Raw genomic sequence first — 25,931 nt, 5'->3', positions numbered from 1 at the left:
TTGTTTATCTATGCAAATTGTTTGTAATCACTTTTTACTTTCAATGAACATTGTTCTGTCCCGATAGCCTTTACGATAGCTAAAAGCGGTGCGCTGAACTGTTCGGTTAGCTTGTTCGGTACTTGTTCGGTCGACTTGTTCGGTTGGCTGTTGTGGGGTCATGATTTTCTCCCATCATTAAGTTTCTGAAAAATGCGATCAAGAAACTCATATCCGGTTCAACGTCTTTTCGCACATTTCTATAATTCGCACGAACCAGCGCATTGCGAAAGTACCAAGAGTTGTCGGCAAACAGATCATTGTTCACGTCAAAACCGATGCTACGCAAATGCTTTATAGCTGTATCTTTTAAATAATCGGATGTTTGCAAGCCATCTACAGCTTGTAAACCAATGGCTGTTTTCCAAGCTGAAGCCTTTTCTTTTTTGTCGGGCTCACTACCACGGATGTATGATTCGAAATCTATGTCCATATGTATCCAATCATGATTATAAACAGGCAATAAAGATATAAAATATCCTGCTATGTGATAGTGAAAAGATGAAGAAGTTGTATTGGCTCGGTCTTTTACGTATTATGAGTTTCCTGTAACATTGAATTTATAAAAATATCTACAATATCTACCACTCTATTATATACTTTTTGTAAATGAGAGTATTATCTGTTGGTTGTAGATCTCCAAACATCTACAATTATTATTCAATATCTACCATTTATTATTGATTTTCATGCAATTTTCTTTTCGCATGAAGGAAAAAAGTGTTATATTTGAGGAATACTGAAAATCTAAAAGATATGATAGAAAAACTCGATTACGCTATGGTGCCGACAGGCTTTGTACATTGTTTTAATGGAAATTGTAAGAACGCCAACCGCTGCTTGCGGCATCAAATCATCCGTTTTATCCCCGATACGCTTTGGGCGGTGAGTGTCGTGAATCCCGCACGTACCAGTCCTACCGGAAAGTGTGCGGCTTTCATGGCGGATACTCCCGTGCAATACGCTGTCGGCATGGATCACCTATTAGACCAGATACCTTATCTGGAGGCGAAACGCATCAAGCAACGTCTGTTGATGACATACGGTAAGAATAAGTTTTATCAGTTTAAGCGCAAGGAAAGAACCTTCTCGCCTGAAGACCAACAGTATATCCGTCAGGTCTTTCGGATGTACGGAGTAAAGGATGAGCCAGTCTTTGATGCTTGGCTGAGTGGCTACCGATGGACGAAAGGATAAGAGCTGATAAGAGTTTCCCTTAGGAGAACAAAGAGTTTCTCTTAGGGAAAACAAAAGTTTCTCCTAGAGGAAACAAAAGTTTCTTTAGTAAGAAACTAAAGTTTTCCCCTAATAAAACTTTTGTTTTTCTATAGGAAAAACTGTAAGCATAAGTTATTCAACTTCTTAAATGATATATTAGACATGAAAATAACCAAGCAAACAGCCTATCGACATACCGTCGCGCAGCGGGCGATGCGTATGGAGGAGATCGTGGCATGGGTAAAGGATGAGCGGACGAGGGATAAGCTTGCGCTCTTTCGAGAGAAATTAAGGCGGGCTTATCCCGACAAACGGTATCCGTTTACCCGGAAATTACCTCAGTTGCTCTTTGCCGGAACTTTTCGAAAAGGCGAGTTGAAGGAGTATAATGGCTGGATTTTGCTGGAGATCAATCGATTGAAGAGCATAGAAGAGGCTTTGTCCTTGAAACAAAAAATAGTGGAATATCCGCAGACACTGTTCGCTATGATCGGCTCTAGCGGACGGAGCGTGAAGTTCGTGGTGGCTTATACCTATCCCGACGGGTCGCTTCCCCGTTCGCGTACGGATGCCGAGGTTTTTCATGCGCACGCTTACCGACATGCGCTCAAGACGTATGAGCCTCGCCTTTCTTATCCCATCGAGCTGAAACGTCCGGTGCTGGAGATGGGTTGTCGCCTCAGTTATGATGCCGATGTGTATTACAATCCGGACGCTCTTTCCATTCATCTGGAGCAGCCTGTGGCTATGCCCGACGAAAGCGCCTACCAGGAACGGTTCGAAAAACGGGTGCCGGTACCGGTAGAGAGTGCCGGGCAGACGCTTTATGACCAATACCGTTACGTTGCCATCCAATATGAATTCGCTTTGCAGCGGGCTTTGGAGGAACATGGAAGTTTGAGCATAAAGGTGGATTTCAAACCTTTGTTGGTCACTCTTGGAAGACTTTGTTTCGCGGCTGGGGTAGAAGAGGAGGATTGTGTGAAGTGGACGATGCTCTATCTGGGGAATCTGATCTCGGAAGTGGAGATCCGGGAGACCTTGAGGCAGTCGTATCGGTTAGCCTCCGATTCGGACTTTGGTTGTACGTCCCTTTACAAGCCGGAGCAACTACAGAGCTTGAAAATGGAGGAGTTTATGAACCGTCGTTACGATTTCCGGTACAATCTGATGTCCGGCGGACCGGAATATCGGGAGAAAAACACGTTCTGTTTTGACTATCGCCCCGTGACGGATCGTGTACTGAACAGTATCGCCTTGAATGCCCAGAAAGAAGGATTGCAGCTATGGGACAGGGATGTACGGCGTTTTGTCTTTTCAGATCGCATCCCGGACTATGCGCCTATCGAGGACTATTTGACCCGCTTGCCCGTGTGGGATGGCAAGGATCGCATCCGTCCGCTGGCCGCACGCATCCCTTGCGACAACGTACGGTGGGAACAGTTGTTTTACACTTGGTTCCTGTCGATGGTAGCGCACTGGCAGGGACGTGACAAACAGCATGGCAACAGCCTTTCCCCGCTCTTGGTGGGCGGGCAGGGGTGCGGAAAGTCCACGTTCTGCTTCAACCTGTTGCCACCGGACTTGAATAAGTATTACACGGACAGCATCGATTTCAGCAAGAAGCGGGATGCCGAGCTGTATCTTACCCGTTTCGGATTGATCAATATTGATGAGTTCGACCAAGTGAGCGCGAGGCATCAAGGCTTCTTGAAGCATCTGTTGCAGAAGCCGGTCGTAAATGTGCGCAAGCCTCATGCCACGCAGGTGGAATCGGTGAAACGTTATGCTTCCTTTATCGCTACGAGCAACCATACGGATTTGCTGGGCGATCCTTCCGGCAGCCGCCGTTTCATTTGTATCGAGGTGAAAGGGATGATAGACAATGCCCAGCCTATTGATTATCTCCAGCTCTATGCGCAAGCGGTTGCCGCCTTGAATAATAACGAGCGTTATTGGCTGACGCATGAGGAAGAGGCTTCGCAGATGCAAGCGAACGAGGCGTTTCAACAACGTCCTTTGTTCGAGGATCTGTTTTTTCAATATTATCGTCCCGCTTCGCATAAGGAGGAAGGTTTGAAGATCTCTGCCGGAGAGATCTACCTATCGCTGCAAAAAAAGAGCGGCGTAAAACTTCCGATGAGCAATGTCTCCGTCTTTGGTCGTTTCTTGAAAAAGATAGGGCTTAAGACGCAGTTAGCGAGTAGGGGACGGTTGTATTTAGTGGTCGAAAAGTAGTAAATGATGGTAGATGTAAGTTGTTGGTGGTAGATGTTTTTATTATCTACCACCATTAGATAAGTGATTTATCCCACTTCTGGATCTTCCCAAACACCTGTTTTGTTCATTCGATAGCTTCTCTCTATCTTTGGGGAAGAGTCTGCCTCCAGCGCATAGAGTATTTCACGACAGAACTCCAGAGTGGCAAATCCGTTGGCGGTAATAATGTTTCCGGCTCTGACGGCCGGTTCATTTATATAAAGACTTTCACCTGTATAATTTGGCCCAGCGAATTGTTTGAGGTAATCCAATCCGTTACTGGTATGATTTACATGGTTCAAGAAACCGTGCCTGCCAAGAAAGACGGAGGCGTTACAAATTCCGGCTACCAGCCTCTTCTTCTCGATGGCCTCTTTTACCAGAGGAACAATGGCTTCGGCTTCCGGGGTGAACCAGCTCATGCCACCTATTAATACGATCCCTGCATAATCGGCCGGAATGTCATGGATCCCATAGTCGGGGAGCACCTTGAATCCTCCGATCGATATAACCGGCTCTTTTGTGACTGATACGGTTTTAACTATATATTTGCTTTGACTTCCGGGTTCAACACCTGCATTGAGGTTTGGAGCGATATAAGCCCCTTCCCAGTCGGCAAAGTCTTTTAACAAGACGAATAGAATTTCTTTTTTCATTATTTATTGTATTTATCGAAGTTATACTTCTTTCTAATCTCGTTTTGCTCGTCAGGCGAAAGAGATTTGAAATATCCTTTCCAACCTGGGCAGAAGTTTATGTGCCAACGCCAAAAGCGTCCCATTAATGACTGAGGACTTTTATCGTATTTTTTCCTTAGGGGGCAGTTGTTGCAGTTACTTTTTTGCATGGATGTTACAGAATGCTTGTTGTTTACAAAGGTAGTGCTTTTATTGGAATTGCTTTATTTCAATCTTTGTTTATTATGATAATATACCCCATCTGATATAATTGCCAATATTTATCGTAATTTTGCATTATTCGTGAAGATGGTAGTTGTTATGAGCATCCTCATTGGTTTGAATTGGCAAAGGATAAATGGGCGCAGGTTTATAAAACTACGGGAACTCCATGTAGTTGTTGGATGTGTAGAGGGGAGGAGTACGACCGCAAAGGATATAAGCAAGAGATTTTGCGTATTACCAAAGAATCAGAATATTAGATGTTTAATGAAAAGAAAGAAAAGATGTTGAAAGGTAAAACAGTTCTTGATGGTTTGTAAGTGTTTAATAGAGCCGTACACTGTTATAGGCTCAAAAATCTTACAAACAATGAGTAGAAGTAGAAAGAAAACTCCTGCCAGTACCATTGCGTGCTGTAAATCACAAAAGAAAGACAAACAAATGTGCAATCGTCTTTTCCGTAGTAAGTCCAAGCAATATATTCGTGTAGGTAAGGAACCCCCTTGCAGGCTTCGTGAAGTGATGAATGTTTGGAACTTTGCCGGTGACGGTAAAGTTTACTGGGGATATGATTGGCAAGGAGTTGAGAAATTGATGAGAAAGTAATTAAACATCTTCCCCTTTGCGCTTTCGTACAGAGGGGAAGATTTGCTTAGAAAAGATAATATCTGGTTTACGGAAAAGAATACAGATGGATCAAGTGTACTTTATCCTCTGACAGATTTCAAAGGATTGAATAGAATCAGTTCTCTCCAAAAAGCATACAAGTTCGGTAAATTTGGTGCAGTTCCTAACCTATAATCAGTAACCTTATGAGAAAAGTTCGAAAGAATACAGCAACTAGACAGGTCATTCAAAAAGTTAGCGAATAGTTAATTGGTTCTCAAGAAAATTCAGTATTTTTGCACTCACAATTGAATAAAAACAATTAGCAATTTACAATGCTGCAGAATAGAGTGAACATATTAGTAAACACATTATGTCGAAGCACAGTATGCTTTGAGCGTATGCCGTATGTTCATACTTTAGGCATTGAGTCATTCGGTAAATTCAAAAACACTTTCCAGCGAACGTTTTATAGACAGGTAGGAGTACATTAGATGCAGGTATTCCTATTAAAAAGATAAATTGAAGCCGTTGAAAAGTCCTTACTAAATTTTTCAACGGCTTTGTTTTTGCCCATTGGTGACGTTCGCATTATGTGCTCTACTCCGTCATTTCCGTCCATGGGCATTGAAAACTTCAGTTTTATTAACCAGCGCAGTGATGTGCATAAAAAAAGAAGATTATGGATTACAAATTCAACGGAAGCGGGGTGTTCTTTACATCCGATACCCACTTCAATCATACCAATATCATCAGGTTCTGTAGCAGACCATTCAAGGATGTAGAACACATGAATGAAACACTTATTGCCAACTGGAACCGTGTGGTCGGTCCGGATAATATCGTATTTCATCTTGGCGACTTCTGTCTTGGTGGCTCTGCTGAATGGACAAAGATACTCAAAAGGTTGAATGGGAAAATCTATCTCATAGCCGGTAATCATGACATGAAGAACTTGAGGCAGAATTATACAAAATATTTCGAACTGATCACGATGCAGATGTACATCGAGGTGGATAAACAGAAGATTTATCTGAATCATTGCCCGTTCCTTTGCTATAGCGGCTCATACGATGATACCTGGCAGCTTTTCGGCCATGTGCATACAAGCAGGAATAACACCGGAAAAGATAAGCCTCGCCTTCAAATGCTTTTCTCTACACAATATGATGTGGGAGTTGACAATAACGACTTCACTCCGGTTTCATTCGCACAGGTAAAGGCAATCATAGAGAAACAGGTTGAACTATCAAAGAAATGAGAATACAATACATGAGTGATCTGTACCTATGCCCACTTTTCAGGTAGTTGCACCTTGCCACAAAGATTTGGTGCTGAACAGTGCCTTTGCGAGTGACTATGGGGACTTGATAAGCAACAACCGGATTGATGCCTGGATATACGGTCATTCACATACGAATATTGATGCAGAGATTGGTGGAACCAAAGTATTATCCAATCAGATGGGATATGTTTTCCAGAACGAGCATCTTATGAATGGGTTTGATTCGGGAAAGTATGAAAATAAAGAAGATTTTTTTCGGGATTGGCATTCATTCAACCCGATGGAAACACGCTGGTTTCATGTCGCTTCTTCCATATACATGGAGGGAAGGGCAATCCGGTTTACAGACCGGAAATATACCCGTTTCGTTGTTTCAAATTATTCTTCGTATGTTTCGGATAATAATGAATACTATAACGATGAATGGCGCAGGGAAACTATTACCCGTATTTTTGCCTATCTGCGCAGACTGGTGGATGCCGTTATTGCCGATGCTGATGGCTTCAATGAATATGTAGCCGGCAATCTTCCATATCAGCAACGGACAGGAAAGATAGCACGGAAGGATTTTAACAGGATAGAGCCGCGATTCAGGATTGAGTCGAAAGACAGGGAAACTTCCATAAAAGCTTTGGAAGATTCCGTGAACGGACGTTCTGTGCCTCCATTAGAGACTATGACAATACGACAATATTGCAAATATTTCCGTATAGCGCACGAAGTGTATGAGTCGTTCTACAGAAATTTGCCTGTCAGTAAATACAACCAGACTGAACAGACTTATGGCCCTAATGAATTGCATGGCGTAGCTTATTATAATCGGATGAAGTTTGCAAAAATTGATGAGCAGTACGATATTGATAGTCCGGATGATTTCATCTGGTTTGCCAAGGATCATTATGGAGAACTGGGGCTTTCCCGCCTGAATATCTTTGCATCAGATACAGAACGGTTAGGATGGGTGATTGTCGTTTCCAACAGTTATTCTGCGAATGCCGGTCTCGCCATTGAAGTTGCCACAGCTCTGTATAAGTCCGGTGTTCCATTAATAATCCACGATGCCGACAAGCTTCTGAAGATTCTTGAGGAAGAAGATTATGTCAGGTTGGTTCCTTATTCATACCATAACTATATGGGCTATCAGGAGGAAGGCTCCGTTTATGAGCTACCGGGAATACGAATGTAGTGAAGATGGCGGATCATCTCTGACTGCTGAGCAATACAAAGAGATTGTCTCGTTTGCTGAATGGCAGGAAGAGGAGAGGGTGAAGGTAGACTAATGTCATATTTCATGTGTTAACGCACATCTGGCAATCCGTTTGGTTAGTCAGTAACATGCAAATTATCGGCACTGATTCGAAATAGTGCCGATAATTTGCATAATTCTGATATTTCAAATATGACTTAATCAAATTCTAACTAACAGGCATTGTTCGATGCAATAGAATTCCCTACGATAGATGAAAGAATAAGAAATCTTTCTAATATGATGGATTGGATGAGATATCTTCCATCAGTTTCATTAGGTGGAGATCAAGAATAGTATTCAACAACGAAATAATAAGTTATAGAGTAATGGTGTAAGATTCTATTAGCATATCGAGGATAATTTCAATAAACTTGGTGTTCGTTGATAACAACTTCTAGAGTTGCTGAAATAATTAACGAGAATATTTTTCTAACATTCTAAACGGAATATCATTTGTAGTAACTTTATCTATAGATATTTTGTTTGTATTTAGCTGTATATCATTATTATAACATTTGTATGTATTCACAAATAAGAGATCCAAACAGCTTTATGAAATGATAATTGTCTATGATTTTGCCTAATTTGATAGGAATAAGTCTTCAAATTACATTGAGGGACATAAATTTGTCTCCCGTGTGCGACTTGAGGGGCAAATGGGGGACAAAAAACTGAAAAAATAATTATAACAAGAGAAAATACGAGTGAAAAAAGAAAATGGAGTAATGCTTTGAAGTGACTGATTTAACTCATTTTACGACTTTATATTTTCTCTTTTTATGATTTTGTTTTCATTTGGTTATTTGCCGATGCAGTATGTGTACATCGTTGATTATCAATAGTATAACGCTCTAAAAGGTACAACCAGCAGGTTGGCAAGTATCTGAGAATGTGTAAGTTAGTGATTTTTAGCACCATTCTCGGCTTGTACCTCCATTTTGGAAAGTAAAAGTAAGTGTAATTTCTTGAATATCAAAATGTGCGGTACAAAAACTTGTGAAAAATGGCGTTTTTTGATGAGAAAAGGTACAAAAATGGCTCTGAAAAGGAGGGGACATTATGATTATTTTGCGAAGTACTCAGTCTTTAACCAATAGGTATAAATCGGGTCTTGGAATGAGATTGCATCTGCCTTATTATTCAATGTAACATTCTTGATAAGGGCAGCCTTTGAACAGGATATTGAGGTCGTTGAAGCGATTTGATAGCGATGCATCACTTCGGTCGAACTGATGGTCTTTTCTACGGCTATAAGGGCTTTGAGATAGTTCAATTACTGTGTGGTCAGTGTTTCGGTGATTGTTACAAACAACAGCCTTATGTGGCAGCGGTCGCTATTTCTTAAGATTGTTTAAGTAGTAATAATTTGAACAGAAAAGGAAGTTTCATTTCTTTTATTGTTCAAATTATTGCTATATTTGCAGTATGGATAGACAATTAACTGAAATAGGAACTATTCCTGTAACGACTTCAATCATCGAATCGTTATACCCGGAACTTAAGTCTGCGAATAAAAAAGTGACCTGGCTTGAGAAGCAAGGATTTATCATCAGACTGAAGCGGGGACTTTATGTGGCTAACCCCAAACATTCAGGAAAGACCCTATCGAGTGAGTTGATAGCCAATCATCTCTATGCACCTTCGTATATTTCAATGTCTACTGCACTACGATATTATGGACTTATCCCCGAGGCTGTATATGTTCATCAATCAATGACGGTAAAGCACTCGCGTAGCTTTCAAACTCCGGTCGGCTGTTATGACTACAAACATATCTCAAAAATGGCATTTCCAATAGGAGTAAGGAGTATGTATAAGGATAATTATGCTTTTCTTATTGCATCACCGGAAAAGGCTTTGTGTGATTTGATTGCCAATTCCTCGCAGGTCAATCTTCGCTATATGAAAGATGTGGAAACATATCTTGAACAGGATATTCGTATGGATATGGATGAGTTCAATAAGATGGATAAAACCATATTCGAAGACTACATAAAAGTTGGCAAAAAGGCCGATTCAATTTCGACACTTTTAAAATTCTTGAGACGATGAAAAATGAAATATTCGACAATATGCTCTCCCGTTATGATTTAACAACAGAGCAACAGAAGAGAAACGCTATATTTGAAGTGAACCAACAAGTGATACTTGCTGGCTTGTATGCCGGAGGCTTTTTTGAGTCGGCGGCTTTCTATGGTGGAACTTGCTTGAGAATCTTTCATGGCTTACAGCGTTTCAGTGAGGATATGGATTTTTCATTGCTTACGCAAGATGATAAGTTCGATTTTACGAAATACTTTCCTGCTATCGTTGATGCTTTTACAATGGTAGGCCGTGAGGTTGAAATAAAGAAAAAAGACAAGAGGAATTTCGGAAAGGTCGAATCGGCATTTCTTAAAGATAATACCGATGTGTATGATGTGACTTTCCAAACAGAGAAATCTATAAAGATAAAGATAGAAGTAGATACTTGCCCACCGTTGAACTTCAAGACGGAACAGAAGCTATTGCTTCAGCCATATTCATTTATGACCCGTTGTTTTACACTTCCCGACTTGTTTGCAGGCAAGATGCACGCCTTAGTATATCGTGCGTGGAAGAACAGAGTAAAAGGTCGTGATTGGTACGACTTTGAATGGTATGTACGCCATAATATCCCACTTGATTTTGCTCATTTGGCAGAACGGTGCAAGCAGTTCAACAATGAGAATATCACTCCAGAGTTATTCAAGGAGAAACTCATTGAGCGTCTCTCTTCAGCTGATATAAAACAAGTGAAAGAAGATGTATTGCCTTTCGTGCGCAATCCAAAAGAACTTGATATTTGGTCAAATGATTATTTCGTGCAGTTGGCCGGGATGGTAAGAATAGAATAATACAACATTAAGCTTTCTCCAAGAAATAACTACTAAAGTATTTATAGCTTTAGTAAGCCTGCACCTTTTCTTATTGGCGAAGGCAATCCAAGTAAGGTTATACTTATTCATAGTCTTATTATTTTGCAAAGAACTCAGTCTTCAACCAATAGGCATAAATCGGGTCTTGGAACGAGATTTCACCGGCCTTATTATCCAATATATCATTCTTGATAAGGGCAGCCTTTGAGCGGGATATTGAGGTCGTTGAAGAGATTTGATAGCGATGCATCACTTCAGTCGAGCTAATAGCCTTTTCTCCAGCTATAAGAGCCTTGAGGTAGTTCAGTTGTGAGTGGTCAGTGTTTCGGTGATTGTTACAAACAACAGACTTATGTGACATCGGTCGCTATTTTTTTAAGATTGCCTTAACAGTAATAATTTGAACAGAAAAGGAAGTGTTATTTCTTTTTCTGTTCAAATTATTGCTATCTTTCTATAAACAATATATTGTTTGTTATCTGTAAAATATCAGCCTTATGAATAATATGGTAGCATTTAATATCTCCAACGCCCAATAATGTGACTAAAGCAGATTTCAACAGGAATAAATTCAAAAATTTATCTCTGTAACACATCATAAAATAAAGCAAAACTGCTATATTTGCATATTATATGATATGTTGAACTATGACGAAAAGTACGATGGGTACCAAGTTGCCAAGAAAATTGGAGCAGAAGATGCTGATAGTAGGTGAGCAGATCAGGCTGGCCAGACTACGCAGGAATCTTAGTATTGCCCAAGTCGCCGAACGTGCCACCTGTTCACCTCTGACGGTTTCACGCATAGAGAAAGGTGTACCAACGGTGGCAATAGGCATTTATCTTAGGGTGCTTTATGCGCTTCAATTAGATGATGATATTCTTCTGCTTGCAAAAGAAGATGCAATGGGAAAAGCATTACAGGATTTAAGTCTTAAACAAAGGGAAAGGGCATCAAAAAAAGAATAAGGTATGAAAAGACTCTATGTGTTTGCTGATTTTGATTGGTTGAAAGAACCAAGACTAATTGGAGAGTTAAGTTACGAATCACTTCGTGGCTCTGACAGCTATGGATTTTGTTATAGTAATGAGTGGTTAAAGGATTATGGTAGTTTGTTTCTTAGTGATGATTTGAATAACTATCCAGGGCAGCAATATACAGCTCCAGGTAAGGATATTTTCGGATATTTTTCTGATGCCCTTCCAGACAGGTGGGGGCGTACATTGATAAATCGTCGGGAACAGATTCTAGCAAAGGAAGAGAAACGTCCGGTGCGTCGGCTTTCTTCATTCGACTATCTTATCGGGATTGAGGACTTTTCTCGCATAGGGGCTTTTCGATTCAAGGAGTCTATAAATGGAGATTATATTAATGCAAGCGAAATCTTGCGCATACCACCACTGACAGATATTCGTGAGTTGATTGCAGCTAGTTCCGAAATAGAGAAAAGTGAAGATGAGAACAGGTTACCTGAAATGCGTTGGATTGCTCAACTGGTACAGCCTGGTTCATCTCTTGGCGGAGCACGTCCAAAGGCAAGTGTAATTGACGAGAACAAGATTTTGTATATAGCAAAGTTTCCGTCCCACAAAGATGATTATGATGTTGGATTTTGGGAACATTTTTCACATCTGTTGGCAAAGAAGGCTGGTGTCAATGCTGCGGATACAAGAGTAATCTCTACTAGCGACAAATACCATACTTTGCTTTCTCGACGATTTGACAGAAGGGAAAATGGTAAGCGTATACATTTTGCTTCAGCCATGACTCTATTGGGCTTGAATGATGGTGACAATGCTAATACCGGCCATGGCTATCTGGATATTGTCGATTTCATACTTCAGAATTGTACTAACGTGGAGGATAATCTGCAAGAACTGTATCGCAGAGTTGCATTCAATATCTGCATCGGCAATAGTGATGACCATTTCCGCAATCATGGCTTTCTTTTGACTGCGAAAGGCTGGACACTTTCTCCGGCATACGATATGAATCCTACTCTGAATGAGTTTCAGAGTCTGCTTGTCTCATCAACTTCCAATAAAGCAGAACTGGGTATTTTACTTGATACTTGCGAAGATTATATGCTTAATCGTAAAATAGCGGAAAAGATTATTTCTGAAGTAATTGAAGTCGTAAAAGGATGGCGAGAAATGGCAACACGATTGGGTATTTCCAAAAGAGAGATGGAACTGTTTTCTGAAGTATTGGATGCAAGGAGGAAAGATTACGTTTAATTTACAAAATAGAATATTGTTAGTAATTTATTGCTGTCCACTCTTTTATAGGGCAGTGATGGATAAATTTTATTTATATGAAAAAATCAGATATATTTTGGCAGACATATTTGAGTCTCGAAAAAGAGTTCATTAATGTTTCTAATTTTATATTTATAACGGATGAAATTACTACTCATGAGCATGGTAAAGAAATTACTCAACCATGTAATTCTCAATTGGAGACTTTTTCACCCTATATCGCAGATTTACTTATACGATGTTGCGTCCAGATAGAAGCAATTTCCAAGGAATTGTATTATGACAATGGCGGGACAAAACAACGTGGAGATAAAAACTTGTTTTTTGATGAGGATTGCTTAAAACTTATTGATATAAAATGGGCGATACATGATAAACGAGTTTTGGTTGTTGCTCCATTCTTCAATTTAACCAAAGAAGAGAATCGAATTCTAAGACCATTAAAGAATGCCCATAAAAGAGCTGGTACATTTTGGGAAAAAGCATATCAAGCTGTAAAACATGATAGATTTGCTTCTCTCAAAGATGGTAATATAAAAGCTCTTTTACATTCGATGGCTGCGCTTTATCTATTGAACTTATACTATAGAAACGATTCTTGGATTATTAAATATCAAGAATTATCCAAGACCGATTTTAGTATGGGGTCTTCAATCTTTGCAGTGAAACAACCAGAGGTTGGTCAATTATGGTATGGTAATACTCCAATCGTAGGTGAAAGCCCTTATGTTGTAAGATACCAAACAGAAGATTACAAACGAATTGAGGCAATGCAAAAAGCCGATAATGAAGCATTAAATAATTATTGGCAGCAACAGCCAGAGATCAAGGAGCCAGAATTTTTGGCAATACTTGAAAAAGAAAGGAAAAAACAAGAATTAGATCCTAGTCATAGAATCTTGTATTTTTGGGAGTTGGGTATTTATCGATTAAAAAAAATGTTACCTACACATTTGCCGTTTGAAGAAAGAAAAGAAAAACTTGTCAAAAGTGAGGCTTGGAATTGTTGGATAAATCAACATAATACTCATTTAAAACCTGAAGAAATAACGGAAAATAATATTGATAAGGAGATTGAGAATGTCGGTAGGCGATGGGGCATGGACATAGAAAAGCAGTATAACACCATGAGTTGGATTCATTTAGCGATGAACGGTGCTATATGTAAAGTATATATACCATGATTCATTTTAAATTTAAAGCTACATGTGAAACTTCTTAAATAAGTTGAGCTCTGCAAAGGAACAATATCTGGCGATCGTCTCACTTGTAGAATGGCAGCCAGAGGAAAGGATAATCCTACATTAAAAGAATATGACTACACGCAAATTATCGGCACTATATTATTGAATTAGTGCCAATAATTTGTTTAAAATCGACTTCTATTATGACACATTTGACTAAAAAGATTATTCTTGATGCGATAAAATATAGTGCATCACTAGACAATTCCTTCATCAGTGGATGGTGGATTTGTAATGACGATAATACAGTATTTCTTCCCCTCCTTCAGGTTGCAAGGAGAGTATATAATGATGAGTTTGATTATGCTTATGAACTTGATTATGCCGAGACATTCAAAAAACTTGGGATCAATGTCAGACTAAAAAAGATAGCACGTATTTGTTGGAACACAAATGGTTGGACATGTCCTTCCGGACGAATTGGTAAAAGCAAGAATAAGGACTCATATGAATATAAATACGGATTCGGTCACGAGGAATGGTTATTTGACATTGCCAAGACGATAAATGGTTATCATTATGGACATATTCAAGCAGTTGCTTCTTATAAGGAAAATTTATCTTTTGATCTCTCTCTCTTTACGATAAACGATAAAACAAAACAGCGTTACTGGGTAGGGGAGATTCTTGATGTAGAACCAGTTTTCAATAAAGAGGCAAAGACTATTCTTAGTGAATACAAGAAAAAGGGTTGGTATGCAGAAATGCAGGAACAACTCAAAGACTACATAGAAAAAATACCTAGTGGATTTGCCTTTAATCTCCGATATAGACCTGAAAATCTCCGAAAATTTGATGTTTTGAAGCCTGTTGATAGAAAAGAACCCAATGTTAAAACAAGCTATTATACATCACTTTATAACCTTAAGACAATTTTCAAACTTGAAGATCATTTCGTCTTTCAACCCGGTTTCCGAACAGAAGAAACTGATATAGATGCCAAAAATGGTTCTTCTCGTCGTTCTCATATTTCAAAACGTCATCCAATTATCCAAAAAGCTCTTTACGATTATCTTGTAAAAGAATACGGGAAAGAAAATGTTGGTACAGAAAATCTTACTCCTATTGGAACAGAAATCGATATCGTGGCGAAGCATGGTAATGAATATGATCTTTATGAAATCAAGACAATATCAGATATTCGTCTATGTATTCGTGAATCACTCTCACAACTGCTTGAATACGGTCTATACCATACCGATATCAAGGTCCGTAATTACTATATCGTAGGCAGTATTGTGCTTACTGACGATGCACAGAAGTATTTGAATGCTCTTCGTAAAAAGTATCATATTCCGGTTAATTATATTCAGGTTGATACTGAAAACGAAATACATGAATATAAATTGATATGAAGAGAATCCCATTGATACTAATCTATATATCATAAAATAAAATGAATGAAAATCTTTGTATAGCAATAATAACAACAGCATCTATCTTTGCTGGATTTCTCGTTGCATTCCTTAGTAGTTATCTAACTGCTCGAAATAAGGAATATGACGAGAATAAACTAAAATTTGATACTTTAGGCAGAAAGCTTACACTCTTTAGACAGTTATGTGGATTTATCTGGAATAGCAACTGTTTAAACGAACAAAGAGGTAAACTAAAAGCGAATGAACCTGCATTAGATGAGGATGGAAACGTCAAATCTTTTATGCACGCTATTGATGCCTTACATAGGGACCTGAAGCTAAAACAATATAAACAGAATCCCTACATAGATTATAGCGAGGAGGATTTGGATAGGATTAAAATTTTTGTGAATAGCATTTGGTATAACCTTATTCACAAGAACTATCAAGAGGTGCATTTCAGTCAGTTGCTGGATTGTCCAATGGGCATATCTCCAGGTTATTTCACAACTATTCGAAAAGAACTATCATTTGGTAATAGATTCTCAGATGAAGGAATGGATGATAAGGAATTTGGAAATATCGCCGGAAACGTAGAGTGCGAAGTGATTGAGGATATGGAAGTGTTACAATATGAGATACACAAACCCATTGATTGTGATGTGATTGCAATTATCAGATATACAATTATAGTGTCCGTTTCTGGAATCGGTGTGCCCTTACTGCTGTTGTGGGCAAGGGATTATTTTTTAAATATTGGATGCTGGAATAATTTAATACTACTTATTGTTTTGGCTGTTTTTTTATACAGCATAGTAATGGCAGCAAAACATACCTATAAACATTTTCAGAAAAAAGAGTCAATTAAAGGCAAAACATATAATTTCAAGCAAATGGTAAACAATTCAAAGCACGAGCAAAAGCTCGATAAAATTAAGAAGCATGAAGATGCTTTCAGGGAGTTTTATAATAGTGCTAAGGATATCTTTAGTAAACTACAGAAGTCAGATCCCTTATCACAGCCTTTTGAAGATAGATGCATTCTTCAAGTATGTCCAGGAAGTAGGGCTGGTGGTAATAACCCAGATGTGATAGAAGTCTTCTGGGGTGGGCAGGCAGTAAAAAGAATAGACAAGAAAAACGGCTCCAAGCTACTTACTGAATCTGGAGTAACACTGTTTTTCTACCTTTTGCCAGATGGCCATGTGACAATAACTTTATATCCGGCACAAACAGAGGCTATACGACCATTAGAGGATTGTATTCTTTTACATAGGTTCATCAAAGCTACTTGGCTACTAAAAGAAAAGAATCAGAAATCATTATGGCGAGACTTTATGGCATATACTGAATGTACGTCTCTGATTGGCACTCCTTCAATTTGGCAAAGGTTAAGAATATTCTGGCTAAAGTACTCATGTCCATTATGTATTGATGGCGTGCAGCAGTCTATCAGAGCACATATGCACTTTCAAAAAATTGTTACTTTTGTCTTGACTGTAGGTTTGAGTGGTTTTTTATTACTTGCAGTTCAGCAATGCCATAAAGAAAAAGAGAAAGATTATTCTCCATTGATAGAGCAAACTAATAAGGGCATTGAAGACGTTCAAAAGGGGCAAGATGAAATTTTGAAAGAAATACATTCGATAAGTGCAAACATTGATTCTTTAATGAAGTTTGTTCCTATCTCACAAAAGAAACCTGTTGTAACTAATAAAAATGATTAGATATAGATCTGAAAAACAATTAATTAAGATAGAATAGAGACTGTAAGCTAAAGTGTGTTGGTTGTGTAAAATAAACTGTGTCATGCATTATTTCTCTCCAGAAAACTCATCGGTCGGGGAACGGTCAGCACCAAGGGGCGGGACTACCCGTCCCGAGTGTGTTAAGTAAATGAAAAAAGATATTATAACTTTACAGACACACTTTAGTATTCAGTCTCCCCATCTATTGCCTCTTGTAAATCTCTATACTCGATTTCACAGAGTTCTACAGCGGGATCTTGTCCCATCACTAATTCGGTCCTATCCATTCGAATTGTTAATTTAATGGATGCTGATATTTCCACTTCACTAGTCGTGTACTCTTTGAATAAATAATTATTTTCTTCAGAGTCCCAATAGCTCATTGATTCATCGACGTGTTCGACATCCGCTATAGCATCAACATCAACAAAACAAATAGCCTCAAGGTATTCCTTATTAATTTCAGTCAGTTGTATATCTTTATCACTGAATGAGAGTGCTACTTCTTCTTTAATTGTTACGTCTTCAATTTCTTGCCATTGGACTCGATTATCGTATACACTATAATCAAGAAGGTAATCTGTCAATTGCTCTTTTAGGTCTGCAGCAAATGAAATCTTCCCTTTATGAAAATAGGCATATAGTCTTTCGATATCTCTTTTTTCTGCTTCGGATGTAGCTATCTCTTTCAGGATTCCATTCAAATATTCACCAATTTCTTTTTGGATTAAAACATCGCTTTTGTAGTCAAACATATCACCGTCATGGCTCAAGAGAATAATGTTCTCAATACGATTCTTCTTAGCATATTGTTCAAGAGCACTTAGAACGAATGCATCAGGGAATTCTTTTTGTTTTCCCTTTTTCCCAAAAGGTTTCTCGCTATTAAAGTACTTCTTGAATATCCCTTCGACGTCATTGCAATAGTCGTATCCTATAATCTGAATCCTGGCTTTTGCAATACTTGAGTCAAGAACTGCTGTTGATATTGATTCACTGTCAATTGCAGAAATGATTTCTAGAGCTTTAGATAATTCATCTGGACTACCCATAACCATCATTCTTCGTTTGAATTCATCAACTGGTAAAAGAGTCGCCTCACAAAAATGTTTGCGCCATTCTTCTTTTGTAATCTCAGGTAATAAGATAGTCAGGTGGCCTTTTGCAGCAAGACCAAATAACTTTGACACTCGGCTCGATTCCTTGAGAAATCCTTCTGCTTGAAACACAGAGGTATCTATAAATATATGAGTTCTTTTTTTTAAATCACACATAATAAAAGAAAGAATTAAATAATATGTCTATAAACTATAATAATACTTCTTTATCTTCTTCGCCATCAGCTTACGTCTCTCTGCAAGAAATTCTTCATAATTTGTATGTTCCATTTGTAATATAGTTTCAGGGATACAGTTCTGCTGGAGATTCTTGAGCAGTAATGCTTTATCTGTTATGTTTCCATAAACAGCAATACCGGTTTCGCACTGTTCGAAGACTTTAGAGAAATATATATTAGGAGAATCATCTCGCACAGCCTTATTAACCTGGGTGTCTAAATATGTGTAATTGGCTATCTGATTATATTTTGATTTCTCATTTACTCCATTCTTAATCAAGTATTTTTTAGGGAAAATATGATGTACATCACCAATTACAGTTATAAGGTCATTGACTTTGTATCCACATGTAAACAAGGCATCATCTGCATCATGTATTTGAGATGCCAAATAAAGATTGAAGTATGGACTATTTATCACAGATGTTTCAAGATATTGCACCAAAGCTATATCCCAGAAAGTATCGGAAAGATTCGCAGCTTCCACTTCACTAAAGTAGTTTAGGAACCCTCTTTCTTTGATACGTTTTATATCCATATCCATTACAGTTTCTGGCGATGTTATATATCTACTTGTCAAAGTAGTCATTACATACCATTTAACCACATAATGCTTGATTTGCGTCTTGTCTATATTTGGATCTGCATTCAATAGTAAGTATAGAGTGTAGGCAAAGTCAAGGGTCATTTGAGAATTGATTAACTTGCTGGCAATGAATCCTGCTGACTTGATAGCTAGAACAAAATTAGAGAAAGTGTATTCATTCATAAAATCAATGACACCACTCGTAAGTTGTCCGAATGAATTCTCCGCTATCTCTTCTTTATATTCGCGTGTTTCAAAATCACGTCCACCAAGTAAACTTACAAGATCTTTCATCTTAGCTCTACCAAACTTATACATGAATGCTATACGCAAAATATCATTATAATCTGGATCAAAGATTTCCTCACGATCATCCTTCAACCATTTCAGTTTTGATGCAAAAATAGAATTCATAAATTCTTCATCTTTAATCATATCAGAATACCATTCTGGTTGAACTGATAAGTGAGAGAAGTAATCAATAGCTTTTCGAAGCATATTGCCTCCATAAGTAACATTGGCAGCTATTTTAGACATAGCGAAGTCTGCTTGATTTAGTTTTGCTCCTTGACTATTAATACGAATGAATATTTCTGTAACTTCATCAATAGTCAATTCTTTATCAAGCATGATAACTCCGATTTGTCTGTTCTTTATATCTAATAGTTGCATCAGAATCTTATTTAAAGCGCTGCCTTTTATCTCTTGATTCTCTTCGCAATAATCATTGACAAATTGCCACATATCAAATGTCGGTTTAAATACCTCTGCGATATCGGCAATCCATCTTTTATCTTTCAAAATAGCGTTGTCTTGCACCTTAAAGCGTTCTTCATCGTTTTCCGGATTCGCCAATGGATTAAAGGCAATTTTAACACGCTTTTTCTGAAAGTCAGCATTAATAATGTCCATCCCCATAATGGCAGTCATAAGTGCAGTAACACGTTGCTGACCGTCAATCATAATTTTCTTTCCTTCAGCAAGTGTACCATCTTTGAGCCTGATGTTTGGACTTTGAGAGATGATAAGATACCCTGTAGGATAACCAGTATATAAAGAATCTATCAGATCTCTTACTTGTTTTGGCTTCCATACAAAAGGACGTTGAATTTCAGGAATCGCAATTTCACCTGATTTGATAAAGTTCAGTATTTGCTCTAAGGCAATATTTGATGCATTATATTTTTCAGCCATGTTCTATTCATTATTTAGCTAAATTCTGTTTCGCTTTCTCCATCATTGTGATGATATCGAAATGCAATTTCATAATCTCATTATAATTTTCTTTGTTCTGCGGTATATGAATATATTTAAGATTTTCTGTTATAGGATACATTAAATCTACATAATCATTTGTTTTTAAGAAAAAAGAGGTCGCATCATACAACTGTTGGTATCTAGTTAGTAATATATTACCAGGTGTAGCTTGCAGATCATCACAAACGATGGAACTAACACGTGCGGCAAAGCCTAGTAAAGACTTTTTTTCTACCACAGATAAAATACCGAATGCATTTGAAATACCAGTTCTAGATAAATGTATTTCATTTGAAATGGTCGCTTTATATAATTCTAAATCTTTACGTTGCTTTTCAACTTGATCAATTTGTTGTTTCAAATTACGTAGTTCAAAAAAACTTGTAATCTGAAAACCAACAACTATTGTAGCACAGATACCAATTAATGAAGCTATAATCCCTATGTATGAATCAGTCGTTATAGTCCCATTATTCTTTATTTGCCCCCAGAATGTCAAAGCGACACAAGTTATACTACTTATTATACAAGTTGAATTGAGTATTATATTATTTTTGCAAGCCATACTTATTATATCAAATGTGTCACATTAATTTTCTTATACTTATTTCCCATGCCAAGAGCAAAAGCCATCTGGTCTTTAATAATCAATTCACCTTTCTGAAGTCCGGCTATAGCAGTTCTGATTTCTTGAAGTTCCTGGCCACTCACGCCAAACAAGTCTTTAATGACCTTATCATCAATAGTCTGCTGTTTCATAATCAAAGGATACTGAGCATTGGCATAAAAATCAAAACCTTTTGATTTGAAGCTACTCATGTTCTGAGTGGCAAGGATAATACTCAGACCTTTATTTCGTCCTACAGCAATTAAATTACGCAGGGGGCGATTGTCAAAGTCAAGCATATAGTGAGCTTCATCAATAATAGAGAAATGACGTATTTGTACTACTTCATCATTTACTGCTTGCTTATCCAGTAGCTCATAAATGTTATTAAGTTTAGACATCAGGAAATATACAATAGCTTTGGCAATAGGTCCATCTTTTGGATATCCATCCATCTTAATGATGTAGCTGTCATCAATCAAGGATACTTTATCTTCTGATTCAAAGATATGCGCATTAACCAATTGCTTCAGAACAGAAGAAATACTATCATCATTATTTGCATCTTTCATTCGTGATTGATAGCATTTCAGCATTAATTCAAATGAAATAGGGGTGCCATTTGTCGATTTATAGGCTTCTACAATAGCTTCACTAAGACGGTTGTTCATGTTGGCACTCGCACTTACTCGGTCTATAGAACATAAAGCAGAAGACATTTCTGTAGAATACAGATTGATTTCATTGATAGAGCGTCCTGTGAAATCCTTAAATGGAGTAAAAGGCAATGGTTGTGTCAATGGATCCAGAATACAAGAACGGTCCACATCGAAGAGTGCCAACCAATGGCTATTCTGTATATCGCTGAACTCTCCTTTGTAATCAAACAGAAGGAAGTTCACGGGATATTGTGATTCTGTGGATAACATTCTGAATTGCTGAATCAAAACTGCCAGCAAATTGGTCTTTCCGGAACCTGTGGCTCCCGCAATAATAATCTGTGAGTTAGTAATGGAACGACTATTTATATCCAAAGTTGCTTCCATTTCTTCATCACCATAGTTTCCAATCAGAAGATTTAGAACTGGAATATCTTTTGCCATGGCTACTTTGTTGTTCATTGCGTATAAGAAGGAATCCAGATTGTTGTCAGACATCAGATAGTCACGTCCACGAAGCATTTCTGCTGCGATAATTCGAGAAAGAGTAGCGTTTTGAGTCCAATCAATGTTCAAGTCTGCATATCTTAGTTTTAACAATGCCGAATATAAGGTGCTTAAATCGTGCATTGTGAAAAAACTGGGAGTAATTCTTATGGATGACACTGACAATTGTATGTCCTTGTAATCATCTATGGAACGCTTTGTAGGCAAGCTTAGTCCCACGATAAAGCAGATACGCATTACTTTATTCTGATTCAAGTTTATACGTTTCTCCCGATCAGCCGTTCTGGAAAGATTGATTTTTGATTCAATCAGTTCCTTGATTGGATTGATTGCATCAAACAATCCTTCCATCTGGCGCGTATTTGAAAAATTTATGATGCTCATTTCTTTTACTGATTAAGAGTTAAACCAAAATAACCGTCTTCAACCGTAGTATTCTGTGCTTCTACATTGCGATGAAGTGTATAGGTTTTGGAAATAAACGGTTCCAGTTTGATGTAGTCGCTGTCTGTTCTGATTTCAGAGGTCGTACAAAGCAAAATCGTTTGTTCTGCCAATTGTGGAAAATATTCTTCCATCAAGGCATCACGACTTTCATTATCAAGAACACCCATTACTGTATCAATCATTACAGGTGGATTATAATCTCCCAGGTTTCGCAATACTTTTAATAAAACTTGGATAAAGATTTGTTTGGATGCAGCATTAAGCTGATTCAATGAAATCTCATTTCCGGCAGTATGATAGAGTTTTATATTGAATTGTTCAATGCTGTCGGACAACTCAACTTTGGCTACATGACCTTTATATGAAACCAGTAACTTGTTGAGTTGCTGCTGCATTTCACTTTCAATCTGGGCTTTTTTCTTCTTCAGCAAACTGTCTGCAATCTTTTCAAACAGAGGCTTAAGCTTGACCAAAGTGTCGAATTTAATATCAGGTTCTTGCTGGATTTGTACATCAAACTGATGAATCCGTTTCTCAAGACGTTGAATGTCTGCTTTCAGAGTCGCTTCCTGACCTTTCAGTTTCTCTATCTGTTTTTGAGCGGCTTCATAATTTTGAATTAGATATTCGTTACCACCGGCTTGCGTTTGTTCCAAGGTCTGTTTTTGAGAACGTAAGTTATCCAACGTCGAAAGTTGAATCTCCAGTTCCTGGCGCTGGCGGTCAAGTGCAATGAACTGATTGGAACCAGTTCGTTTTACCAAATTAGATAAAGCGGTTACTTCTGCTTCGTCAAGATAACCAAAAGGATCTTCTTTATTAGTGCTATTTTGGATAGCTACAATATGAGATACGACCTGTTCTTCATCCACAGATTCACTGCATAGTGACAAATCTTTTAAGTAAGTTATAATTTTGTTTGTCACATCTTTCAATGTCTCCAACGGATAGGCACCTGTATTCTCCTTCTGAAGTTGTTCCTTTATGTGCAGGATATTTTTGTAATTTTGGAATAGCTTTCTTAGTTCTTTATAATAAGGACTTTGGGAGAATTACCCGATTTTGAGGTAATGATTTGGCAACTGTGCTATTTGCAGTGTTCTGCTATGAATTGCGTTCAAATAACTCTTCTTGAGTACAAAAATACTAAATCTGTATGTAAACACCAAAAGAATGGAAAAGTATTCTTTTGGTGTTTCATCACTTCGTTTTTATAATTCAGAAGCAGAGATATAATTTTTTGAAATCATATCGTTATCAATAGCTATCAATAAATTATTGACAGCATCGTATGCTTTCTTTGCAAATGTTGAATTTAATAAAATTCTATGATGTTCGTCTAATTGAATAGTTGGATATTTTTCTAAGAATGCACTATTAGGTTTGCCATCTGAATGAACAAAAATGTGTCTAATTTCAAGAAAAGGTAAAGCATCATCTACGAGTTGTTGTTCTATTGTTAGTCCCAATTTGTTCTTGATTTTAGAGATAAGGGTAATAGTACTTCGCTCATTTTCTAATTGCTGGAAAATTTGATCCATAATAGATTGGATTATCTCTCTCTTGGTGCTCATTGACAAAATCTCGTTGGCTTTCATGTTTACATTATGCTCACCGACAAGTCTGCGAGGGTCAACGCCATTCATTGCCCCTTCTTGTAATATGTATCTAATGTACTCAGTAACCTCCTCATACATATCTTTTATAAAAGATACATATATGGTTTTTCTTAGATGGTTTACAACTAACTTTCTACTATTGGCATTATTAGTCCTATTGTATAGCAGTGGATGTTTCTCCATTGTCACTTTATTGAAAATGACATCAGAACCTTTCAGTAATTCCTTGTTCTGAACTATAATCTCAGCGACTTCATTATCCGTTCGGAAATACTCTAAACGGCTTTTAAAACGTCTGTATCCTTTGCTTGACATACCCGTATTAATTTGAGTACAAAAGTAATATAAAATAATGAGACTAAAAAAGGACGAACTATTTTTATATTAGCTCGTCCTTTAGAAATTCAGTTCTTATCTACTCGAATAGTGGGAACTATGAGAACGATGAGAACTGTGTGAGCTATGCGAGCTATGACTGCTGTGAGAACTGTGACTTGCGAGTAATTTAAACTCGGCAGAGGACTGCTCCAGCACCAATGTCTGCTCCTGCTGTTGTTCGATTTGAGTGTCGCTGTTTGTTACCTTAGCAACAATCTTTTCGCTAACAGAGGAACAGTAGCTTGCACCTGCAAGAATTGCAGAAACCGCAAAAAACAAGAGTTTCTTCATTGATACCTCCATTTTTAAGTTAAACATTCAGTTATCTAACACGATATATCGGATGATATATGTTCTATTTTCTTAATGTGCGAACTATGAGCCTGCCTGTTGGATTCAAAAAATCCTGCACATTGCCCTTTTAGCACACATCCGTCACATTCTTCTATGTATATGTCTTTCCAATCTGAAATAGACCGTTGAGCATAGCAACGTATATCTTCGGGAAGTACACATAATTGCGCATTGTAGATATAAGGTTTCATTCCCCTATCCGCAAGTAATAGTACCGCCTCTCGTAACTCATTATTATAGTCATATGGGTCTATCCATAAATTCTCAAAATTCTCTTTTGCCAATCCAGTTGTTTCCATTTGCATAAAAGCTACTTGGGCGACAAAAGGAAAATTATGGTAGATAAAATCTGCAAATTGAGGAAGCCGCTTATAAGTTTGCTTATGGACTACTATACGCAATCCGATGCGCTGACGGAATAATGCCAAATTATATAGTCCTTGAACAGTCTTATAAAATGTTTTTGCGCCTACAATACGATTGTGTTCTTCGGCTATATCTGAGAATAAAGGAATGTCTATTTGCAAATCTTGATGTCTGCACTTGGCTAATTTCATTGCAAATTCTTTGTCTGCAAATTTTACTCCATTCGACAGAATGCTGATAGCTGTTTGAGGTAATTCCTTTTTGATATGGCGTATCAATGTAAAAAGATTATCTCCAATAAGAGTTGGCTCTCCCCCTGTTATACCAATCTCTTGTGTGTTTTTGTCAAACAGTGATATGAGTTGTAAGTTGAAAGGAGTTTTATCTTTCTCTTGTAAGATAGGTGGTTGTGGGCACATGATACAACGATGGTTACAGCGTTCTGTTGCCATCAGCGCATTGTGATTAGAATTTATCTCGTACACAAAAATGATTTCACCTTTTTTATTGATAACAGCCACATCTCCCTCGTTGAAATTTTCAACACTATTAACAACGCAATAAGGCTTGTCTTTGGCAGAGAAAGTTGTTTTCTCCGTGATTGTAGCCAAATAACCGAAAGCAGGCTTGTCGCTATCTTTACAAACCAGTATATCATTGGAACGACCAAACAAATTCCTTTTTCCAAAGGTTATGCGTCCAACTATATCATCTTCAATATTGTATGAAGTACCTTGAATCTGTTTCATAATAC

General features: G+C 37.8%; 22 protein-coding genes and 3 pseudogenes. 14 read left to right on the top strand and 11 right to left on the bottom strand.

All coding sequences use genetic code 11. The features are described 5' to 3' along the window. Positions 1-106: 106 nt before the first annotated feature. On the bottom strand, positions 107-472 hold the full coding sequence (locus tag BDI_RS10840; protein WP_005854318.1) for a hypothetical protein: 366 nt from the start codon (positions 470-472) through the stop codon (positions 107-109). Positions 473-795: 323 nt separating this feature from the next. On the opposite strand from BDI_RS10840, the gene BDI_RS10835 reads away from it, so the two are divergent. After that, entirely contained in the window at positions 796-1,236 is a 441-nt protein-coding gene (locus tag BDI_RS10835; protein ID WP_011966740.1) for a DUF6078 family protein, read from the top strand. Positions 1,237-1,419: 183 nt separating this feature from the next. Beyond that, positions 1,420-3,495 (top strand): BT4734/BF3469 family protein, encoded by a 2,076-nt coding sequence (locus BDI_RS10830; RefSeq protein WP_011966739.1) that lies wholly within the window; start codon positions 1,420-1,422, stop codon positions 3,493-3,495. A gap of 68 nt (positions 3,496-3,563) precedes the next feature. On the opposite strand, the gene BDI_RS10825 is transcribed toward BDI_RS10830, so the two are convergent. After that, the gene (locus tag BDI_RS10825) at positions 3,564-4,172 is read right to left on the bottom strand and encodes a type 1 glutamine amidotransferase family protein (protein WP_011966738.1); all 609 of its coding nucleotides are present in this window, start codon (positions 4,170-4,172) and stop codon (positions 3,564-3,566) included. Between the two features lie 317 nt (positions 4,173-4,489). Here BDI_RS10825 and BDI_RS21410 point away from each other — a divergent pair, with 317 nt between their 5' ends. The 7 genes and pseudogenes from BDI_RS21410 (at position 4,490) to BDI_RS10795 (ending at position 10,431) form a co-directional block, all read left to right on the top strand. Continuing rightward, positions 4,490-4,675: a hypothetical protein gene (locus tag BDI_RS21410; RefSeq protein WP_305953584.1), complete on the top strand. Its 186-nt coding sequence runs from the start codon at positions 4,490-4,492 to the stop codon at positions 4,673-4,675. A gap of 109 nt (positions 4,676-4,784) precedes the next feature. Then, complete coding sequence (locus tag BDI_RS10815; protein ID WP_034532173.1) at positions 4,785-5,021, top strand: hypothetical protein; 237 nt, start codon at positions 4,785-4,787, stop codon at positions 5,019-5,021. A 36-nt stretch (positions 5,022-5,057) separates the two neighbouring features. Continuing rightward, a pseudogene (locus BDI_RS20755) lies at positions 5,058-5,216 on the top strand (AAA family ATPase); the annotation flags it as partial. 487 nt (positions 5,217-5,703) lie between these two features. Then, complete coding sequence (locus BDI_RS10810; protein ID WP_011966736.1) at positions 5,704-6,282, top strand: metallophosphoesterase; 579 nt, start codon at positions 5,704-5,706, stop codon at positions 6,280-6,282. A 28-nt stretch (positions 6,283-6,310) separates the two neighbouring features. After that, positions 6,311-6,541, top strand: a pseudogene (locus BDI_RS21205) (hypothetical protein); the annotation flags it as partial. A 2,439-nt stretch (positions 6,542-8,980) separates the two neighbouring features. Continuing rightward, positions 8,981-9,607 (top strand): type IV toxin-antitoxin system AbiEi family antitoxin domain-containing protein, encoded by a 627-nt coding sequence (locus BDI_RS10800; protein WP_011966734.1) that lies wholly within the window; start codon positions 8,981-8,983, stop codon positions 9,605-9,607. Next, on the top strand, positions 9,604-10,431 hold the full coding sequence (locus tag BDI_RS10795) for a nucleotidyl transferase AbiEii/AbiGii toxin family protein (protein WP_011966733.1): 828 nt from the start codon (positions 9,604-9,606) through the stop codon (positions 10,429-10,431). Before BDI_RS10800 ends, BDI_RS10795 begins: the two co-directional genes overlap by 4 nt. Positions 10,432-10,549: 118 nt before the next feature. Here BDI_RS10795 and BDI_RS10790 read toward each other — a convergent pair whose 3' ends face one another. Beyond that, complete coding sequence (locus BDI_RS10790) at positions 10,550-10,813, bottom strand: hypothetical protein (RefSeq protein WP_011966732.1); 264 nt, start codon at positions 10,811-10,813, stop codon at positions 10,550-10,552. Between the two features lie 287 nt (positions 10,814-11,100). Here BDI_RS10790 and BDI_RS10785 point away from each other — a divergent pair, with 287 nt between their 5' ends. From BDI_RS10785 to BDI_RS10765, 5 genes are all read left to right on the top strand, one after another. After that, the gene (locus BDI_RS10785) at positions 11,101-11,421 is read left to right on the top strand and encodes a helix-turn-helix domain-containing protein (protein ID WP_008674706.1); all 321 of its coding nucleotides are present in this window, start codon (positions 11,101-11,103) and stop codon (positions 11,419-11,421) included. A gap of 3 nt (positions 11,422-11,424) precedes the next feature. Next, the gene (locus tag BDI_RS10780) at positions 11,425-12,690 is read left to right on the top strand and encodes a type II toxin-antitoxin system HipA family toxin (RefSeq protein ID WP_011966731.1); all 1,266 of its coding nucleotides are present in this window, start codon (positions 11,425-11,427) and stop codon (positions 12,688-12,690) included. Between the two features lie 77 nt (positions 12,691-12,767). Further along, positions 12,768-13,895, top strand: coding sequence for a hypothetical protein (locus BDI_RS10775; RefSeq protein ID WP_011966730.1), 1,128 nt, complete (start codon positions 12,768-12,770; stop codon positions 13,893-13,895). Between the two features lie 203 nt (positions 13,896-14,098). Continuing rightward, complete coding sequence (locus tag BDI_RS10770; RefSeq protein ID WP_011966729.1) at positions 14,099-15,310, top strand: hypothetical protein; 1,212 nt, start codon at positions 14,099-14,101, stop codon at positions 15,308-15,310. A gap of 41 nt (positions 15,311-15,351) precedes the next feature. After that, a complete protein-coding gene (locus BDI_RS10765) occupies positions 15,352-17,040 on the top strand; it encodes a hypothetical protein (protein ID WP_011966728.1) in 1,689 nt (562 codons plus the stop codon). A 203-nt stretch (positions 17,041-17,243) separates the two neighbouring features. Here the strand turns inward: BDI_RS10765 and BDI_RS10760 are convergent, their stop codons facing one another. The 8 genes and pseudogenes from BDI_RS10760 to hxsC all read right to left on the bottom strand — a co-directional run bounded on the left by BDI_RS10760 (position 17,244) and on the right by hxsC (position 25,926). Next, positions 17,244-18,335, bottom strand: a complete 1,092-nt coding sequence (locus BDI_RS10760) for a PIN domain-containing protein (protein ID WP_011966727.1) — start codon at positions 18,333-18,335, stop codon at positions 17,244-17,246. 27 nt (positions 18,336-18,362) lie between these two features. After that, on the bottom strand, positions 18,363-20,177 hold the full coding sequence (locus BDI_RS10755) for a GmrSD restriction endonuclease domain-containing protein (RefSeq protein WP_011966726.1): 1,815 nt from the start codon (positions 20,175-20,177) through the stop codon (positions 18,363-18,365). A 10-nt stretch (positions 20,178-20,187) separates the two neighbouring features. Beyond that, entirely contained in the window at positions 20,188-20,805 is a 618-nt protein-coding gene (locus tag BDI_RS10750; RefSeq protein ID WP_011966725.1) for a hypothetical protein, read from the bottom strand. A gap of 5 nt (positions 20,806-20,810) precedes the next feature. Further along, complete coding sequence (locus BDI_RS10745; RefSeq protein ID WP_011966724.1) at positions 20,811-22,397, bottom strand: ATP-binding protein; 1,587 nt, start codon at positions 22,395-22,397, stop codon at positions 20,811-20,813. Between the two features lie 5 nt (positions 22,398-22,402). Next, positions 22,403-23,476 (bottom strand): annotated as a pseudogene (locus tag BDI_RS10740) (DNA sulfur modification protein DndD); the annotation flags it as partial. A 195-nt stretch (positions 23,477-23,671) separates the two neighbouring features. Continuing rightward, positions 23,672-24,394 carry a hypothetical protein gene (locus BDI_RS10735; RefSeq protein ID WP_011966722.1) on the bottom strand — a complete coding sequence of 241 codons (723 nt, stop codon included), beginning with the start codon at positions 24,392-24,394 and terminating at the stop codon, positions 23,672-23,674. Positions 24,395-24,490: 96 nt separating this feature from the next. Then, entirely contained in the window at positions 24,491-24,748 is a 258-nt protein-coding gene (gene hxsA2, locus BDI_RS21200; RefSeq protein ID WP_011966721.1) for a His-Xaa-Ser repeat protein HxsA2, read from the bottom strand. Between the two features lie 35 nt (positions 24,749-24,783). Next, positions 24,784-25,926, bottom strand: a complete 1,143-nt coding sequence (hxsC, locus tag BDI_RS10730; RefSeq protein ID WP_011966720.1) for a His-Xaa-Ser system radical SAM maturase HxsC — start codon at positions 25,924-25,926, stop codon at positions 24,784-24,786. Positions 25,927-25,931: the final 5 nt, after the last annotated feature.

Origin of the sequence: Parabacteroides distasonis ATCC 8503 (genome assembly GCF_000012845.1) — a bacterium.
GTDB lineage: Bacteria > Bacteroidota > Bacteroidia > Bacteroidales > Tannerellaceae > Parabacteroides > Parabacteroides distasonis.
Note: the sequence above shows the minus strand (reverse complement) of the source record. Positions and strands in the feature narration are given on the sequence as shown.